General features: G+C 68.9%; 14 protein-coding genes. 4 read left to right on the forward strand and 10 right to left on the reverse strand.

The genetic code is table 11. The annotated features are described in order from the left end of the window. Positions 1-82: 82 nt before the first annotated feature. Together D1409_RS09715 and D1409_RS09720 are read left to right on the forward strand one after the other, a co-directional pair. The gene (locus tag D1409_RS09715) at positions 83-1,525 is read left to right on the forward strand and encodes an MATE family efflux transporter (RefSeq protein WP_123537082.1); all 1,443 of its coding nucleotides are present in this window, start codon (positions 83-85) and stop codon (positions 1,523-1,525) included. 49 nt (positions 1,526-1,574) lie between these two features. Continuing rightward, positions 1,575-2,537, forward strand: a complete 963-nt coding sequence (locus D1409_RS09720) for a hypothetical protein (protein WP_123536523.1) — start codon at positions 1,575-1,577, stop codon at positions 2,535-2,537. A gap of 33 nt (positions 2,538-2,570) precedes the next feature. On the opposite strand, the gene D1409_RS09725 is transcribed toward D1409_RS09720, so the two are convergent. From D1409_RS09725 to D1409_RS09770, 10 genes are all read right to left on the reverse strand, one after another. Then, positions 2,571-3,212: a ThuA domain-containing protein gene (locus D1409_RS09725; protein ID WP_123536525.1), complete on the reverse strand. Its 642-nt coding sequence runs from the start codon at positions 3,210-3,212 to the stop codon at positions 2,571-2,573. Between the two features lie 367 nt (positions 3,213-3,579). Beyond that, positions 3,580-3,846, reverse strand: a complete 267-nt coding sequence (locus D1409_RS09730; RefSeq protein WP_123536528.1) for a hypothetical protein — start codon at positions 3,844-3,846, stop codon at positions 3,580-3,582. 174 nt (positions 3,847-4,020) lie between these two features. Then, complete coding sequence (locus D1409_RS09735; RefSeq protein ID WP_123536530.1) at positions 4,021-4,752, reverse strand: diphthine--ammonia ligase; 732 nt, start codon at positions 4,750-4,752, stop codon at positions 4,021-4,023. Between the two features lie 494 nt (positions 4,753-5,246). Next, positions 5,247-5,786, reverse strand: a complete 540-nt coding sequence (locus D1409_RS09740; RefSeq protein WP_123536532.1) for a hypothetical protein — start codon at positions 5,784-5,786, stop codon at positions 5,247-5,249. Positions 5,787-6,283: 497 nt separating this feature from the next. After that, entirely contained in the window at positions 6,284-7,432 is a 1,149-nt protein-coding gene (locus D1409_RS09745) for a DUF373 family protein (RefSeq protein ID WP_123536534.1), read from the reverse strand. A gap of 93 nt (positions 7,433-7,525) precedes the next feature. Next, complete coding sequence (locus D1409_RS09750) at positions 7,526-8,614, reverse strand: mannonate dehydratase (protein ID WP_123536536.1); 1,089 nt, start codon at positions 8,612-8,614, stop codon at positions 7,526-7,528. 164 nt (positions 8,615-8,778) lie between these two features. Beyond that, a complete protein-coding gene (gene sppA / locus D1409_RS09755; RefSeq protein ID WP_164471625.1) occupies positions 8,779-9,813 on the reverse strand; it encodes a signal peptide peptidase SppA in 1,035 nt (344 codons plus the stop codon). Between the two features lie 119 nt (positions 9,814-9,932). Beyond that, a complete protein-coding gene (locus D1409_RS09760; RefSeq protein ID WP_123536538.1) occupies positions 9,933-10,721 on the reverse strand; it encodes an MBL fold metallo-hydrolase in 789 nt (262 codons plus the stop codon). Between the two features lie 115 nt (positions 10,722-10,836). Continuing rightward, the gene (locus D1409_RS09765) at positions 10,837-12,930 is read right to left on the reverse strand and encodes a CheF family chemotaxis protein (protein ID WP_123536540.1); all 2,094 of its coding nucleotides are present in this window, start codon (positions 12,928-12,930) and stop codon (positions 10,837-10,839) included. A gap of 106 nt (positions 12,931-13,036) precedes the next feature. Next, positions 13,037-14,446 carry a signal recognition particle protein Srp54 gene (locus D1409_RS09770; protein ID WP_123536542.1) on the reverse strand — a complete coding sequence of 470 codons (1,410 nt, stop codon included), beginning with the start codon at positions 14,444-14,446 and terminating at the stop codon, positions 13,037-13,039. Positions 14,447-14,597: 151 nt separating this feature from the next. On the opposite strand from D1409_RS09770, the gene D1409_RS09775 reads away from it, so the two are divergent. Both D1409_RS09775 and D1409_RS09780 read left to right on the forward strand, forming a co-directional pair. After that, a complete protein-coding gene (locus D1409_RS09775; RefSeq protein WP_123536544.1) occupies positions 14,598-15,539 on the forward strand; it encodes an ABC transporter ATP-binding protein in 942 nt (313 codons plus the stop codon). Further along, positions 15,536-17,263: an ABC transporter permease subunit gene (locus tag D1409_RS09780; protein WP_123536546.1), complete on the forward strand. Its 1,728-nt coding sequence runs from the start codon at positions 15,536-15,538 to the stop codon at positions 17,261-17,263. The genes D1409_RS09775 and D1409_RS09780 overlap by 4 nt, the downstream gene beginning before the upstream one ends. The last annotated feature ends 75 nt before the right edge of the window (positions 17,264-17,338 follow it).

The raw sequence follows: 17,338 nt of genomic DNA on the forward strand, positions 1-17,338 counted from the left end.
TGAGACGGGACGACACACCGCAAGCGGAGCGCTCGACCGGATTCTAAACCGTTTTCAGGGTCGAGACGAAACCCGGTCCGTGGTGTCCTGGTCCCGGTACAACCCCGTCCGCGCGCTCCTCCTCGCGGTCGGTGCGCTCGTCGCTCGCTTCGGCATCATCGACCGCGAGCGGGTCGAGCGGGCGACCGACCTCGCGTGGCCGCGCATCATCACCGGCCTCGCGCGGATGTCCCGCTCGACGGCCGACGTGGCGATGGTCGGTATCGCGCTCGGACCGACCGCCATCGCCGGGGTCGGCTACGCCAGCCCCTTCTGGGGCCTCGCGTTCGCGCTCGGCGGCGGCGTCGCCGGCGGGACCATCGGTCTCGTCTCCCAGCGGTTCGGCGCCGACGCTTACGACGAACTCGCCCTCTCCGTGAAGGCCAGCGCCGTGCTCACCGTCGCGATCACCCTCCCGCTGGTCGCCGTCTACTGGTTCCTCTCGGCGCCGCTGATCGGACTCATCGGCTCCGGCGACCAGGCGGTCGCCTTCGGCGCCGACTACCTCCGGGTCGTCGCATTCGGCGTCCCGTTCGCCGCGCTGAACCTCATCGGGAGCCGGACGCTCGTCGGCGCCGACGACGCGTGGACGCCGATGATACTCCGCGGCGGCGGCGCGGTGATCAACATCATCCTCAACGCCGTGCTCATCTTCGGCCTCGGCTGGGGCGTCGCCGGCGCTGCCATCGGGACCGCACTCTCGAACGTCCTCGTGACGGCCGCGTTCGGCGTCGGCCTCGCCCGCGGCGGCCTGCCCTGCATCGGCGAGTTCCCGGTCCGAATACCGCTCTCCGGCCCGCATTTCGACCGGTCGCTACTCGGCGACCTCGTGGAGATGGCGACGCCGCTCATCGGGACCAACCTCGCCCGGAGTGGGGGCCAGTTCCCTAAACTGTTCATCGTCGGGCTGTTCGGCCCGAACGTCGTCGCCGCCTACGTCGTCGCCATGCGCGTTCGCGCGCTGATGGATACCCCGAACTGGGGCTTCAGCATGGCCTCCTCCAGCCTCGTCGGGCAGGCGCTCGGTCAGGACGACGAGGACGACGCCGGCGTGTGGGCCCACGACATCATCCGGTTCTCTATCGCCGTCTACGCCCTCATCGCCGTCGGCGTGTTCGTCTTCGCGCGGCCGATCGGCCGGGTGTTCGTCGACCAGCCCGAGATTCTCCCGACGGTGGTCACCTTCATCCGCGTGGCCTGCGTCGGCGTCATGTTCAGCGGCGTCTACGGCGGGTCGACCGGTCCCCTGCGGGCCAGCGGCGACACCCGATGGCCCCTCTACGCGCAGCTCGCGGGACTGTACATGTTCGCCCTCCCCATCGCCTATCTCGGGGTCGCCGTCCCCGAGTTCGGTCAGACGGCGCTGTACGTCGCCGTCTTCGCCGAGATGGCCATCCCGGCCTGCATCACCTACTACCGGTACCGCTCCGGGACGTGGAAAGTGGTGAGCCGCGACTACCGACCCGACGCCTCCCCGACCGACTGACCTCCTACCGACCCGAAGACACTTGCCGACGAATCGCTCACTCACGGGCATGCCCTCCCGGTCTCGCCGCTCGTTCCTCGCGACCGCCGGTGCCGCCAGCGCTGTCGCCCTCGCTGGCTGTGTCAGCGTCGACGCGCTCTCCGGCGAGCAGAAGCTCACCTACACGCTGAACGTCGACCGTCTCGGGACTTCGCTGGCGCCCCTCGCGCTCTGGGACCCACCCGAGGAGCCCCGGCCCTGGACCGCCGACTACGCGGAGACCATCGACGCCGCCGTCGCGGGCGAGCGCCCGACGACGCACGGCTACCCGCCGGTCCCGGAGGGCGAGTACGTCGAACGCGACGGGACCTACTACCGACTGATCGTCGTCACCACCGGTCTGGAGCGCGTCGAACGGCCGGTGTTGACCCTGGAGTGGGTCGGGAAGCTCCGCGACCTCGACGACCCGCCGGGCCGGGTGCGCCACTCGGCGCTCACGCGGATCGACCGCCGCGCCGTGAAGATCGCGTACGTCGCCGCCCGACACCGACAGATGGGCGGGACCGCGCCCGGAGACGTCGTCGAGGACGGCGGCTACGTCTATCGGCGGGGCTACGAGGGGCCACAGAGCGGGCTCGCACCGGACCCGATCCACGACTACGTCGAGTACAACGGCGCCGTTCTCGAGGTCTCGGTCGAATCCCGCGAACTCGCGGAGCCGGCGTACACGGGTGTGGCGGTCCCGGTCGCCGACTCGGAGGCCGCGTTCGAGCGCGCGCTCGACGGCGACACGGTCGACGCGCGCCTCTCGTTGGACGAACTCACCGAGAACCAGCGGATCGCGATCTCGCGTGACCAGTACGAGGAGACGGCACCGCTGTCGGACGACTACCGGTCGCTCCTCGTCGACCTCGGTCTGCGCGACCTGCTCGACAGTTCGCCCGACGACGCGCCCCGGGCCGAGAACGGGCTCCGGCTCGCGCTCGACGACGAGTACTACCGCTACGGCCTGTACGTGAACCCAGCGGACTGATATCGTCCCGCCGCTCGCGAGCGCGAGTCGCGGTTAGTCCTCGGCCGCCCAGTCGACGGCGTTCCGCAGCAGGGTGACGAACGACTCGTGTTCGAGCGCCTCGTCGGTGTGACCGAGCGAGATGTAGGCCGCCCGACCCGCCGATTCGTTGGTCCAGACCACGGGGTAGCGCTCCAGGTCGGGGTGGTCCATCTCCGCGAGCACGGTCACGTCGTCGTCCCAGTCGACCTGGTAGGGCTCGTCGAAGACGGTGAAGTCGTCGACGCCCTCGGTGATCTCGTGGTCGGCGACGACGTCGACGCCGAACTCCGAGTCCTCGGGGTGGGTGAGGAAGTGGCCGCCGATCAGTTCGCGCAGTTCCGGGAACGGCTCGTCCATGTGGTCGAGCAGTTCGTCCGGGTCGTCGGCGGCCGTCGACGTCAGGTCCGACGCGCAGTGGACGCCGACGTAGCCGCCGCCCGACTCGACGTGGGCGAGCAGAGCGTCGAGTTGCTCGTCCGTGAGCGTCGAATCGGTGAGGTAGTCGACGAACACGTCGTACTCGCCGGTGAGCGCGTCGCGGTCCGTCGTGATCGTCAGGTCGTACCCCTCCAGCGCGGCCTCGAACTGCGCGCGCTTCTCCTCGATAGCGTGGAACGGGAAGGTGTTCTCCCCGACCACCAGAACGCGTGTCATGTCCGATTCGTTCGCCGCTCGACGCATAGCTCCACCGGTCCCGGAAGGTACGTCGGCTACCCCGAACTGGGTCCCCACACGGGCCGTTCCGGCCCACGCGAGACACAGCTCACTCCCGCGTGAGACCCGTCCACACCCCGCGTATGCCCTGCCAACACATACCGGGTAAACAATTATTAAGGTAGGCCACCATTGTCAACTCGTATGGCAACACGCCAGTCCACGTCGGAGCCGACTCCGACATATCACACGTGCAGCTGTGGGAAACAGTTCGAAACCACAGAGGAGCTTCTCGAACACGCACGAGAGTCGCACGGACTGAGCGTATTCTGAACTGTCGCGCCGGCCTCGGGCTGGACCGGCGCCGTCAGTACACCCTGACCTGAAACTGTTCGTAGCCGCCGTGAGAGAGTTCTAGCGAACCGACCCACCAGTTCCACCGCTCGACGAGCGAGTGGTCCTCGGGCGCGTCCGCGAGGTTCTCCACCACCGTCTCTACGTCGAGTTCGAACCCCAGATCGTCCTCGACGAACCCCGAGTCCGCCAGATCGCGCGCCTGCCGAGCGACGACCCGACGCGCGTCGGCGTCGCTCTCGAAGCGTTCGAGTTCGTCTTCCAGTCGCTCCCGGTTCACACCTGCCCGATACAGCGCCCACCTCTTGAAACTCCGGTCACCATCTTTTTCTCGGAGGGGTGTCCTCGCTCACTCCGTTCGCTGCGGGCACCCCTCCGACAAAAACATGGGTGAAAAAGGCCGAACTTGCGCAAAGCGCGAGTTCGGGGAACCGGCGCCGAAGGCGCCGGATGCTCACTCCAGCCAGGCGTCTTCGATCCGCAGCGACCCTCGCGTCCCGTCCCACTCCGTCTCGAAATCCAGTCGGATCGCCCGCTCCATGTGCGGCCCGTCCGTCACCAGCGTCTCGAACTCGCCGCCCTCGCCGAGGATGTGGACGCCGTACTCCTCGTTGAGGGCTTCGAGTTCGTCGAGCGCGTCGGCGTCGAGTCGTCGTCCCAGCCACGACTCGTCGAGGCCGCCCGCCGCGACGCGGATGATCCGGATCTCGAAGCCGGCGTCGAGCATCGCGTCGGCGAGCTGGCGGGGCTCGCGCTGCCAGAGCGGCGCGAACACCTCGGCGTCGAGTCGCTCGGCCATCGCCTCGATGCGCGAGGTCTGGTACTCGCTCTCGACGGCGCCGGCGGTGACGCCCGCGAGGCCGCCGGGGAGTTCGCGGCCGAGTTCATCGAGCGCCGCCTCCAGCGGTTCGAGTTCGGCGTCGCCCTGCGTGCTCGAGTCGACCGCCTCGCCCGCGTCGAAGTCCTCGGGTTCGACTCCAACCAGTTCGATCCCGATGCTCTCGGCGGCCAGCGTCGCGAGTCGCGTCGCCGGGACGTGGTACATGTACGAGTCCCCCTCCGGGTGGACCGTGACGAGGCGCTCGACCGGCAACCCGCGTTCGAGCGCCCGGTACAGCGCCCACGAGGAGTCCTTGCCCCCCGAGAAGAGCGAGACCCAGCTCCCGTCCCCCGCCTCGTCTGTCATACCCGTGGATAGACGCGCTCGCGCATAAACGGCCTGCGATCCCATCTTTTTCATCGTCGGGTGTCTTCGCTCGCTTCGCTCGCTGCGGGCACCACTCCTCGAAAAACAGGGGTGAAAGAGGCGGACGGCTCGCTCACTTCGTTCGCTCGCGTCCGATGTCCGCGGAAGTGAGCCCCGCGAACGACCGCGGGCTCGTCAGCGCTTGCTCTGACGGCGAACCGCGCCTCACTCCGTTCGGCGCGGCTGTTCAATACAGATGAGAGAGTGAACAGGTGGACGTATCACGTGGGCATCCGGCGAGCGAGGCAGTTCTCCGGACGCAAGCGAAGAAGCCCGAGTCATACGAAGGTCGGTTCGCGCGTGAATTGATTATCCCTACTCCAATAACTTATCCAGAACAGGAGTCGGGCAGATCGTCAGAACCAGCCATCTGAACAGACGAGCGTGGTATCGCTGAATCGGACTGGCGATATATACCGCCGCTACTGACCGCGCTACTGCTGGGTTTCGGGCTCTTCTCCCCATAGATCGAGCGTCGTGAACGACAGGTAGGGAATCGTGTGCTCGTACCCTCCATCTGTCGTATACGTGACGAGCTGCTCGGCAACCCCGACGACGGGATTCAGCTCGTCCCCCGCTACGCGTGTGTTGCCAGTCCACTCGCCCGCAATGCGCCCTTCCCACTCAACCTGACTGTTCGAGACGTGCATTCGGAGGCGGTCGTACTGGTCACGGTGCTGGACTCGGTAGACGTATCCGTATTCGAACCGGACCGGTTTCCCCTCGTACGCTTCGAAGTCGTGGAAGAAGTCGTCGTACGCGAGTTCGTGAGGGGTGCTCGGGGGCGTCGGTGTCGTCGTTGCAGTTGGGGTCTTCGACGGGCTCGGGGTTGCGGCCGGCGTTGGTGACGAGGCCCGTGTGTCCACGGACGTGGAGCCGCTGCCCCGACCGTCGCTGCGCCCTCCGCCCAGAAGCCCGTTACAACCAGCCATAGCCACGCCCGTTACTGTCGCGAGGAACTGCCGTCGGCGCATACATTCAACGTCACCAACAGATACAATAAGAATGGCCCTCATACACCGTTTACGTGCTGCTTTATCCCCGAACATGAGAGCCCACAGAGTGAACAACTGCGGTGGCGCGCGCCGTCGAGCGTCTCGTCGCGAGACGGCGTCGCGCGAGGGATGACTGAGCGAGCGGAGCGAGCGAAGGAATCGGTTGGGGAGGCGTGAGGCTGGTTGCTGGGCGGTCCTTGGTGGACTGAAAGGGCGAGGTCCGTTCGCGGGGCGAAGCCCCATGGTCGCTGAGCGAGCGCTATCCGAACGGAGTGAGGATATCTCGCTCAGCGGCCGCGAACGGACCGAGGGCTTTCAACTCTCACCGTCTCCTGTGATCACTCCAACTCGACTTCCTTCCACACCAACTCGAACAGAAACAACCACTCAGTTCGCACGCGATACAGCGCATCGAAGCCCGACCCACACTGTCCCGGTCGAATAGACCCAGACGAGAACGAAATTAACAGCAGTTCCTAGTCGCCGCCTTCGCGCTGGCGGGCGAGTTCGTGCTCGACGGCGGTGCCGCTGAAGTAGGCGGCGAAGCGGACGCCGGCGAGGCTCACGAGGATGCCCGCGAGGATGAACAGCGCGAGTCGGGTGCCCGGCGGTTCGAGCGTCGCGCCCTCGAAGAAGAGGGGGCCGAGCTCGATGGAGCGGATCCGGAAGGGGTCGAACACGTCGGCGAGTTCGAGGAAGTACGCGGAGAACCCGCGGATCACGAGGCCGACGGCGACGGCGCCGAAGGGGAGGTTGAGGTAGGCGCTGCGGACGCCCTCGTGGCGGATGAGTTCGTCGAGCAGGCGGCCGGTGCTCGCCGCGAGCGCGGCACCGGTCAGCCAGGGGATGGCGTCGAAGGCGAATCGGCTGGCGAGGATGAGCGCGCTCTCCGACCCGGTGGCCGAGACGCCGATAGCGCCCGCGAAGACACCCACGAGCGAGAGGCCGGCGGCGACGACGTAGGTGACGAGCGCGACCTGCCCGGAGTACAGCGCCTCCTGGATCTGTCCGGGGAGGGCGGCGAGGTAGGCGTCGACGCCGAGGCCCTTGTAGAGGAGGAAGAGGCCGACGACGGCGACGATGGCGCCCGTTGCGACGCCGGGACTCGTCACCGACCACAGCACCGGGTAGGCGATGAGCGCGACGCCCAGCGGGACGAGGACGGTTTTGCGCAGTTCCTCGTCGGCGAGGAACTGCTTGAGGAGGTAGTAGGTGGACTCGATGTCGCGGGCCTGCCTGACGACGACGCGGTCGACGGCGTCGACGGTGAGGCGCGACTCGACGATGGGGACGAGCCGTTCGTCCTCGGCGCTGTCGACGACGACGACGGCCGAGTCGGGCTCGTAGTCCTCGATGAGCCCCTCGACCTGGCGAGCGATGGCCCTGTCGGCACTGATGGTGTCGTCGGTGCCGGCCAGCACCGCGACGACGGTCTCGTCACCGCTCGCGTCGAGGTCACGCGAGACTCGGAGGGCTTCCAGCAGACAGTTGACCTGGCTGTCCTCTGGGTCCTCGACGCCGACGTCGACGACGAGGGATTCGACGGCGTCCCGTCCCACGATCGGGGGTGCCGTTCCCTGCACGAGGTCGCCCGCGCGATCGATACAGACGACCAGCGTTGTCACGTATCGAGGGAGGCGACCACGGGATAAAAATCCTCGCGACCGTTCGCGGTCGATCCGCCGACCGCAGTCCGGCGAGTCGGGGCGAGCGACTCGCTACGCCCCGTCGTGTTCGGACGCGACCGTGTCGACGACGCCGCGGAGGTAGCCGACCGTGAACCCGCGCGCGCGGTGGCGCCAGTCGGTGTCGCCCTCCATCTCCGGGACGTGGTCCGGGACGACCACGCCGTCGAAGCCGACCTCGTGGAGCGTGCGCACCGCTTCGACCGTGTCGAAGTTGCCCTCGTCGACGAACGTCTCGTGGAATTTCGGGACCGTCCCCGTCACGTCGCGGAAGTGGACGAAGACGATCTGGTCGCGCTCGCCGAACGTCCGCAGGACCTCGGTCACGTCCTCGCCCATCTGCGAGAAACAGCCCAGACAGAGTTTGAGCCCGTGGTTGTCGCTCGGCACCAGATCCATCGCTTTCTCGAAGTTCTCCACGTTACGGAAGAGACGCGGGATCCCACCGAGCGATTCGAGACTCGGCGGGTCGACCGGGTGGAGCGCGAGGTCGACGCCCGCCTCCTCGGCGACGGGGAGGATCCGTTCGAGGAAGGCCTCGTAGTTGTCCCAGAACTCGGCCTCGGTGTACTCGCGGTCGAGGCCCGGCGCGAGTTCGTGGGGGTCGTCGATCTCGTCGAGGTCGAACGCGGTCCCGACGGCGCCGCCGCGGATCTCGACGGGCTCGGTCCGCATCGGGACCACGCCGCGAGGGTTCCACTGGTAGCCGAGGATGGGGATACCCGCCTCGCCGAGGTTCCGAACCAGTCGCTCGATCTGGTCGAGCGCTTCGTCCTTGCCCTCGCGGTCGAACATGATGTCGCCGTACAGCGAGTAGGGGAGCGACTGGATGCCGGCCAGCCGGAGGCCGTGGGACTCGACCTGCTCGCGGGCGGCGACGAGTTCGTCGACGCTCGGGATCGAGTCGGGGCCGACGGCCACCGTGTGGGAGGCCTCGCGGTCGTTGAACTCGTCGGGCTCCTCGTCGGTGTCGGCGTGGTCGACGAACACGTCTGTCGCGCCGAGCTGGCGGAGGTATCGGAGTCGTTCGTCCGAGAGATTGCGACTGCGGACGCCGACCCGCACGGTCGGCTGAGAGCGGTCGGGGTCGGGTCGGTCGGTCGCCGCGCGCGTCTCGTTCATAGCCGGAGGTCGGTCCCACCGGAAAAATACCCACCGACCGCGGCGGCGCTCGCTTGGAATCGGTAGAGCGGTCGCGGGGCGGTCGCGGAGCCGTCACGGAGCTGTCGCGGAGCCGTCACGGAGCGGTCGCGGGGCGGTCGCGGAGCCCCCACAGGAGCGTCGGACTATCGACGGAAGCGCAGTCCCGCCGCGTCGGCGTCGCCGTCGAACGCGCTGGCGAGGCCGGAACCGAACGCGTAGGTCGCCCGTTCGGCGCCGATCTGGACCCGGTCGCGCAGGGACCGGACCGGCTCGAACTCCCGGACGACGACCGACTCGTCGAGGCGTTCGGCGAGTGCGTCTTCCACGTCCTCCCGGGTGCCGAGTTCGTCGACCAGGTCGCGCTCGAGCGCATCGGTGCCGAGAAAGACCCGGGCTTCGGTGTCCTCGACGGCGTCGCGGTCGAGGTCGCGGCCCTCGGCGACGGTGTCGACGAACTGGTCGTAGTAGTCGTCGACGAGCCCCTGGAGGTACTCGCGCTCCCGGGGGTCGAGTTCCTTCAGCGGCGCGCCGGCATCCTTGTAGTCGCCGGCGGTGAACCCCTCGTAGGAGAGCCCGAGGCGCTCGGCGAGGTCGTGTGCGTTGACACGCGAGCCGATAACGCCGATCGATCCGACGAGTGTGCCCTCGCGCGCCCAGAACTCGTCGCAGCCGACGGCGATGTCGTAGCCGCCGCTCGCGCACACGTCGGTCGCGTACCCGACCGTCGGTCCGTCGAACGACTCGGCGGCCAGCCGGATGTCCGCGCTCGGGACGATCTCGCCGCCAGGGGTGTTGAGTTTGACCAGGAGCGCGTCGACGTTCGGGTCGGCGTCGGCCTGTTCGATCTGTTCGACCACGTCGTCGGCGCTCAGGCCGATGGGTGACCCCGGGACGCCGCTCTTGCTCTCGCGGGCGATCGGTCCCTCGACCGCCACCTCGGCGACGTTGTAGGGGGTGACGAACGAGCCGCCGAGACGGCTCCCGAGCCACAGCGCCACCAGCGTGACGACCGTCACCATCAGCACTCCGAGGAGTTCCGAGAGCGACTCGGGGTAGCTGACGAACGCGTACCAGGCGCCGACGAGTCCGACGAGCCCGACCAGTGCCGTGACGAGGAGCGGGACGACCGTCCCCTCGACCGTCCCGACCGCTTCGCTGTCGTGTGATGTTCTGCTCACGTGAGTGCCCTCCGTCACTCACTCGGTCGGTCACGGTGAAAAGCTGTCGGCGGTCTCCGGGAGAGCGCGCGGGCAGTGTCGGTCGGCGGTCCGCGGCGTCGGCCGTCCGCACGGCCCGCTCACAGCGAGACCGAATCGAAGTCACTCCATATCTCGAAGGCGGTTCCCTCCCCGATACTGTCGGTGTGGCGTCCGAGCCCGTGTTCGGAGACGTTCGTCGCGACGATCCGGTCGGCCTCGAACCGCCGGGCGAACTCCCGCAGTTCGGTGGCGTCGCGGTCGCCGCGGCGCTCCTCGTCGAGGACGGACCCGTCGAAGAAGAGCAGGTCCGCGTCGACGCAGTAGTCGGGAATCTCCCCGGGACCGTCGACGTCGGGCGCGTAGACGACGGTCCGCTCCCCGGCCGAGACGGCGTACCCCTGTGTCGGGAAGGCGGTGGTGCCGTGGTCGACCGCGAAGGCGCGGATCCGCACGTCGTCCGCCCGGACGGCTTCGCCGGGGTCGACCGGTTCGTAGTCGAGGTAGTCGAGGACGTACGGGAAGGTGTCCTCGGTGAACGTGCGGACCGGACGACTCCCGTAGACGGTGAACTCCGGGTCGGAAGCGGCGCTGTCGAACTCCTCCCGGCCGTGACCGGCCCGCTTCATCGCCGCCTGACCGAGTTCGTTGATCCCCCAGTAGTTGTCGAAGTGCGCGTGTGTCGCGAAGAACCCGTCCACGTCGTACACGTCCATCTCGTCGAGTTGCCGGGCGATGTCCGGCCCGATGTCGAGGACGACCGTCCGGTCGTCGACCTCGACGAGGACGGCCGGCCGGCGGCGCCGCTCGCTCTCGACGCAGTACTCGCAGCCACAGAGGGGCGCGGGCACGCCGACCGCGTCACCGGACCCCATGAGGGTGACCCGCATACACGCGGTAGGGCCGAGGCGCCGAAACCCGTTTCGTCTATCACGATCCGTACCTGTCCGATCCCGTCACTGTGTGTCGATCGCGGCGCCGGAGTCCGGGAGGGCAGGGGAGGTCTCAGCTGTTGACGGCTTCGAGGCGGTCGCTGACGACGAGGCGCCCGCGGGCGGTGAGGCCCGTCCCGGCGAGGTCGGTGGTGGTAACCATCCCCTTCTCGGCGAGCGACGCGAGGTTCTCCCGCAGTTCCTCGTCGTCGCGTTTGAACGCGGCCGAGAGGTCGACGCCCTCGCCGATGGTGTAGAGGGCGACGAGCACCTCCTTCTCGCGGTCGGGGATCGAGAGCGCCCGCGCCGCTTCGAGACGCTCGCGGTAGTCGCGCCGGACGAACCGCTCGAACAGCGCCAGCGTCCGCGTCGACTCGCTGCCGACGACGGCCGTGACCGCCTCGCCGTCGTCGAACCGCTGGACCGCGAGCGCGGGCCGGCGGTCGCCGTCCACGGTCTGGCGAGTCCGCTCGACGTGGAGCACGTCGTCCAGGTCGATCGACAGCAGGGTCGTGTCAGAGCCGACCGGCGTGAACCGCACCCGGCCGCGGTCGACGTAGCACATCGCCGGCGTCGCCGATTCGTCGGTGACGCGCCCGCCGACCCGGGCGGGGTCCGTGACCGTCGTCCGGGAGACGTGGAGGGCGTTGCGGAACAGCGCGATCCAGAAGTCCCACTTGCGCCCCTCGTCGAGCGCGACGATGGCCGCCTCCTGACTCCCCGCCCGGCGGACGACGATCCCGAGCGCCGAGTCGAAGGGGACGTCCGTCGCCGTCTCCGCGTCGGGGACCACGTCGACCACGCGGTCGAGCGCCAGCAGGTCGAACTCGACGGTCTCGTCGTCGAGCGACCCGTCGGTCGCCGGCGAGACCAGGAGGACCTCGTTCTGCCCGAGGACGACCTGCCCCTCGACGGCCTGCCCGTCCGCGACGGCCGGCGAGACGAAGCGGGTTCCGACCCGGGCGACCATCGGCTGGGTGATCGCCTCCTCGACCGTCTGCGGCTGGGTCGCCAGCGGCTCGTCCGCCTCCAGCCGGCCGTCGCCCGGCCCGGCGGTGGTGTGCGCGTTCGGGTCGGGTTCGGCGGGCGGCCCCTCACCGGGGTCGACGGGCGCCCCCCACTCGCGGTCCATCCCCGGCGCGACGGCCGAATCGCTGTCGACTCCGGCGCTCTCGGGGCGGACCGACGCGTCCTTCCTGGTGACCCAGTCCCGGAGCGCGGCCATGTCGTCCACGTCCGCGCCGGCGGAGCGCGAGAACTGGCCGCCCGCCGAATCGGCCTGCTCGGCCATCGTGTGCTCGTCGGGGTCGTAGTCGAACCCGTCGGGGACGCGGGCGGACCGCGGGTTTCGGACGCGCCGCCCGGCCTCGTTCTGCGCCCGCTCGAAGCGCGAGTCGGGGCCGTAGTCGGCGGCCGTGAACGGCTCCCGGGAGAACGGCGCCGGGTCACACACCACCGGGAACCGGCGGTCCGGGTTCGCCGGCGGCACGTCGGGGCCGAGCGCGTCCCGGTCGAAGGCGGCGTACGTGGCCGCGCTCGTCCGCTGGCCGGCGTAGCGGACGAACGCCTCCGCGGTCTCGCGGTCGGGCAGCCCCAGCGCGTGCCGGATCGAGGTCGCGTCGAACCCGACGTCGGCGAGGAAGCGCCCGCCGGTCGCGCGGAGGACGTGCGGCGTCAGCCCGTCCGGGTCGATCCCTTCGGCGGCCGCCGCCGTCTCGGTCACGACCTCGCGGACGGTGGCGGCGTCGCCGTCGAAGTGGTCGAGGTAGTCGAAGAACGTGGCCAGCACCGCGGTGATCCGCTCGGACCAGCCGAAGGCGACCGTCCGGGCGCCCGCGTCCGTGCCCGGGGACCACTGCTCGGTGCGAACGATCTCGCCGAGGGGACGCTCGTCGCCCGCCGCCTGGCGCGCTCGCGCGTTCGCCCAGCACGAGCGGCAGGCGCACGGGTCCAGCGCCGGGACGCGGATCTCACCGCGCCCCCAGTCGATCCACCCCTCGTGGCAGTGGACGATCTCGTCGGGCCGCAGGCCGAGGCGTCCGGCCAGCAGGGTGACGTAACACCGGCTCAGCCGCCGCTGGACGCTGTCGGCCGCGAGCGCACCCCGGTACAGCGAGTAGAACGCGCCCGGACCGAGCGTCCGATCGAGCGGCGGCCAGTCGGACATACGCTCCCCCTGCCCCGTCCTGACACATAGCTGTTACTGGCGAAATCTCAGGACTGAGAACAGGTCGAACGACGCACACACCGGTGGACGGCCGTCGCGGACGCGTTCAGTCGCCGAACGGGCCGCCACCGCCGCCCATGCCACCCATCCCGCCCATGCCGCCACCGCCGCCACCGCCCTGCATCTGCTTCATCATGCGCTCCATGTCGGCGTCGCCCATGCCCTGGAACTGGTCCAGCATCTGGCGCATCGCGTTGTACTGTTCGAGCAGTTCGCGGATGCGCTCCTCGGGCTGACCCGACCCGCGGGCGATGCGCTCGATGCGGCTCTTGCCGACGGTACGGGGGTTCTCGAGTTCCTCGTGGGTCATCGAGTCCATGACGATCTCGAAGTCCTTGAGCCGCTCCTGGGTCACGTCCATCGCGTCGTCGGGGAGCTGGTCCATGAGCCCGCCGCCCATGCCGGGGATCATGTCCATCACCTGGTCGAGCGGACCCATCTTGTTCATCGTCTCCATCTGCTTTCGCATGTCGACGAGGGTGAACTTCCCCTCCATCATGTCCTCGGGGTCCCAGTCGTCCTCCTCCTCGCCCGTCTCCTCCATCGCCCGCTCGACGCGCTCGGTCAGCTGTTTGAGGTCGCCCATCCCGAGCAGGCGGGAGATGAAGCCCGAGGGCTCGAAGCGCTCGATGTCCTGCACCGTCTCCCCGGTCCCGAGGAAGGCGATGGAGGAGCCGGTCTCGTTGACCGCGGCGAGGGCGCCCCCACCTTTCGCCGTCCCGTCGAGCTTGGTGATGACGACGCCGTCGACGCCGATGGAGTCCTCGAACTCCTGGGCCTGGTCCTTGGCGCTCTGGCCCATCGCCGCGTCGAGGACGAGCAGGTCGCGGTCGGGCTGGACCTCGTCCTCGATGTCCTCGATCTGGTCGATGAGCTCCTCGTTGAGGCCGTCGCGGCCGGCCGTGTCGACGATCCGGATGTCGGCGTCCTCGGTCGCGTCGAGCCCCGCTCGAGCGATCTCGACGGGGTCGTCGGCGTCGGCGTCGCCGTAGAAGTCCACCTCGGCGCGCTCGGCCATCTCCTTGGACTGGTCGTAGGCGCCCGGGCGGTCCGTGTCCGTCTGGATGATAGCCGGGCGGAGCCCCTTCTTCGAGAACCACCACGCCATCTTGGCGGCGGTGGTGGTCTTCCCCGACCCGTAGAGGCCGGCGAGCATGATCGTCTGCGGTTCGAGCGGGAGGTCGGTCGACTCGCCGACGAGGCCGACGAGTTCGTCGTAGACGACCCGCAGCACCCAGTCGTGGGCGGAGGTGCCCGCCGGGGGCTCCTCCTCCAGGGCGCGGGTCTTGATGCTGTCCGACAGCTCCATCACCAGGTCGACGTCGACGTCGGCCTGCAGGAGCGACCGCTGGATGTCCTTGACGACCTCCTCGACGTCCTCCTCGGAGATGCGGGACTGTCCCCGGAGGTCGTTGAGCGTGCTCCGGAGCGACGTTCCCAGATCGTCGAGTACCATTTGCCGACTGGTACGCGACCGGTCCGTTAAAGACTTTGTACTCTCGGGGACGCGGCCGAACTCACGACGGGATGGCGCCCCGACAGGGCGGTCGACACCCCAGCACGTTAATACATCAGCGATAATTGATTACGTGCAGAGGTGTCTGGTAATGGACGCTATCGTGCTGCGTGGCGTGACGAAACGGTTCGGGGAGACCACGGCGGTCGACGAGATCGATCTGACCGTCGAGGCGGGCGAAGCCTACGGCTTTCTCGGACCCAACGGCGCGGGGAAGTCGACGACGATCAACGTCCTGCTGGGATTCACGAGAGCGATCGAGGGACGGGCCGAAGTGTTCGGCCGCGACTCGTGGCGTGAGTCGACGGCGGTCCGCGAACGGACCGGGGTCCTCCCTGAGGGGTACGACCTCTACGGACGGCTCACCGCCCGCGAACACATCGACCTCGCCGCCGATCTCCAGGGAACCGACGACGACCCGAACGAGATCCTCGAGCGGGTCGGGCTCGATCCTGACGATCGGGGTCGGCGCGTCAGCGGCTTCTCGACGGGGATGCGACAGCGGCTTGCGCTCGGGATGGCGCTGGTGGGAGACCCCGATCTGCTCGTCCTCGACGAGCCCTCCTCGGGGCTGGATCCAAACGGCATGGCCAGTCTGCGGAGGATCGTCCGCGAGGAACTACAGCGGGGCACAACGGTCTTCTTCTCCAGTCACATCCTCGACCAGGTCGAAGGGGTGTGCGACCGGGTCGGAATCCTCCGGGACGGGCGGCTCATCACCGAAGACACCGTCGACGGACTGCGTACTTCGATGGGTGCCGAGTCCCGCATCGAGGTCCTCGTCGACGACCCACAGCCCGTCGATTTCCACGATATCGACGGCGTCACCGGCCACAGCGTCGCCGACGCGACGGTCCGGGTCGCCTGTCGCGACCCGGCGGCGAAGGCCGACGTGATACGGCGGATCGAGGACGCCGGCATGGACGCCCGGGACGTGAAGATCCGCGATGCGTCGCTCGAAGACCTCTTCGCCGCCTACACCGACCGCGAGGCGGTCGAGTCACGGGAGACGATACTGGAGGGGCGGCCGTGAATGCGCTGACGGTCGCCCGCAAAGAGGTGACGGACGCGAGGCGTTCCGCGCTCGTGTGGGCGCTGGTCGCCCTGATCGGGCTCGTCGCTGTTCCGACGATCGTGCGGTTCCCGGACAGCGTCGTCACGAGCGCGACGCCGGACCGCATCGCGCTCGTGTTGCTGACGAGTTTCGAGCGACCGGTCGCCCTCGCGGCCGTGCTCGTCGGCGGTCTGGCTATCGCCGGCGAACGCGAGACCGGCAGCCTCCGCGTCCTCTCTGGGTTTCCCTTGTCACGTCGGGATCTCCTCGTCGGGAAACTCCTCGGTCGTGGATCCGTCCTGATCGCCGTCGTACTGGCCGGACAGGTGCTGATCGTCGCTGCGGTCGTCTACCGGCTCGACGGCGTCTCGCTTCGTACGTTCGGGCACGGTGCCGGATTGACGCTCCTGTTCGCGCTCGCGTACTTCGGCATCGCGGTCGGCGCCTCGGTGGTCGCGAACACCCGTCTCCGCGCGCTGGTCCTCGGACTGGGCGCGTACATCTTCTTCAGCAGTTACTGGGAGCGGGTCGTCGTCGGCCCCGTCTTCGAGGTCCTCCGGGGGCGGCCGCCGACCGACGGGGAACTGCAGTTCGTCATCGTGAATCACGTGGGTACGATAGACTACCTGCAACTGCTCAACCCGAACAACGCGTACACGGGGGCGAACTACTTCGACCCGGCCGTCGACTGGTTCGGCGTCACGGTGTTGCTCGGGTGGTTCGTCGTCCCGGTGGTACTGGGGTACGTGCGCTTCCGAAGTCAGGACGTCGAACCCGAGCGGCGCCGTCCGTTAGCGCCGCTCCGGCGGCGGCTCGAAGCGGTCTCGATACCCTGGTCAGCCCTCCCGACGCCCGCCCTCCCCCTCTCGCTTCCCGACCACGCGGCGGTCGCGTACGGGCGAGCGGACCTGACGACGCTCCGTCGGTCCCGTCTGATCCTCGGACTGGTCGCGATACTGGTCGGGCAGTTCGTCGCCGCGGCACTGAGCGTGCCCGTCCCGGGCGCGGACACGGGCGGGCTCACACCCCCTCCGGGAGTCGGCACCAACTTCGGGCCGCTGTTCTCGGAACTCGGGACGCCGTTGCTGATACAGTTCGTGGCGGTCCTGCTCGGGGCGCTGGCGGTCGTCGACGGGGTCGAAACCGGGCGACTCAGGGTCCTCGTCGGGTATCCGGTGCGTCGCCGTGACGTGCTCGTCGGGACGGTCGTCGGGCGGGCGCTCCTCTACGTCTGCTCTCTGGCGACCGGGCTCCTCGCGGCCGCGGTTGTCCTCTGGGTTCGCCCGACGACGGTCGACCCCGTATCGCTCGCGCTGGGCGGCAGCAGCGTCGCGGCGCTCGGGCTGGCCTTCTTCGGTATCGCGGTCGGCGCCTCCGCGTTCGCCCGCCGGCGGATCACCGCACTGGGCGCCTCGTTCGGCGCGGTCGTCCTGTTCTCCGCGGTGTGGCGGACCTTCGTCGTCGGCCTGCCGTTCCTGTTCGTCCGGGGGGAGTTCCCGGGGCCGACCGAGCTCGCCTACACCGCCGGATCGACGCCGCAGTGGTACCACTACGTACTGTGGGTCGACCCGACCGAGGCCTACCGCATGCTGGGGAACGTCACTGGGTCGCTCCGCTTCCAGTTGGCCGGCGTGCTGGCGTTCTGGGCGGTCGTTCCCGTCGTCGTCGGTTACTGGCGGTTCCGGTCTCGGGACATCGCCTGACGGGGCGCCCTGTGGCGCGTCGTCACCGGACGTGCGGCGCCCGGATGGACTAAGGGGTCGCCGCGACGACTATCC

The sequence above is a fragment of the Halosimplex salinum genome, assembly GCF_003730195.1.
In the GTDB taxonomy this organism is placed as follows: Archaea; Halobacteriota; Halobacteria; order Halobacteriales; family Haloarculaceae; genus Halosimplex; species Halosimplex salinum.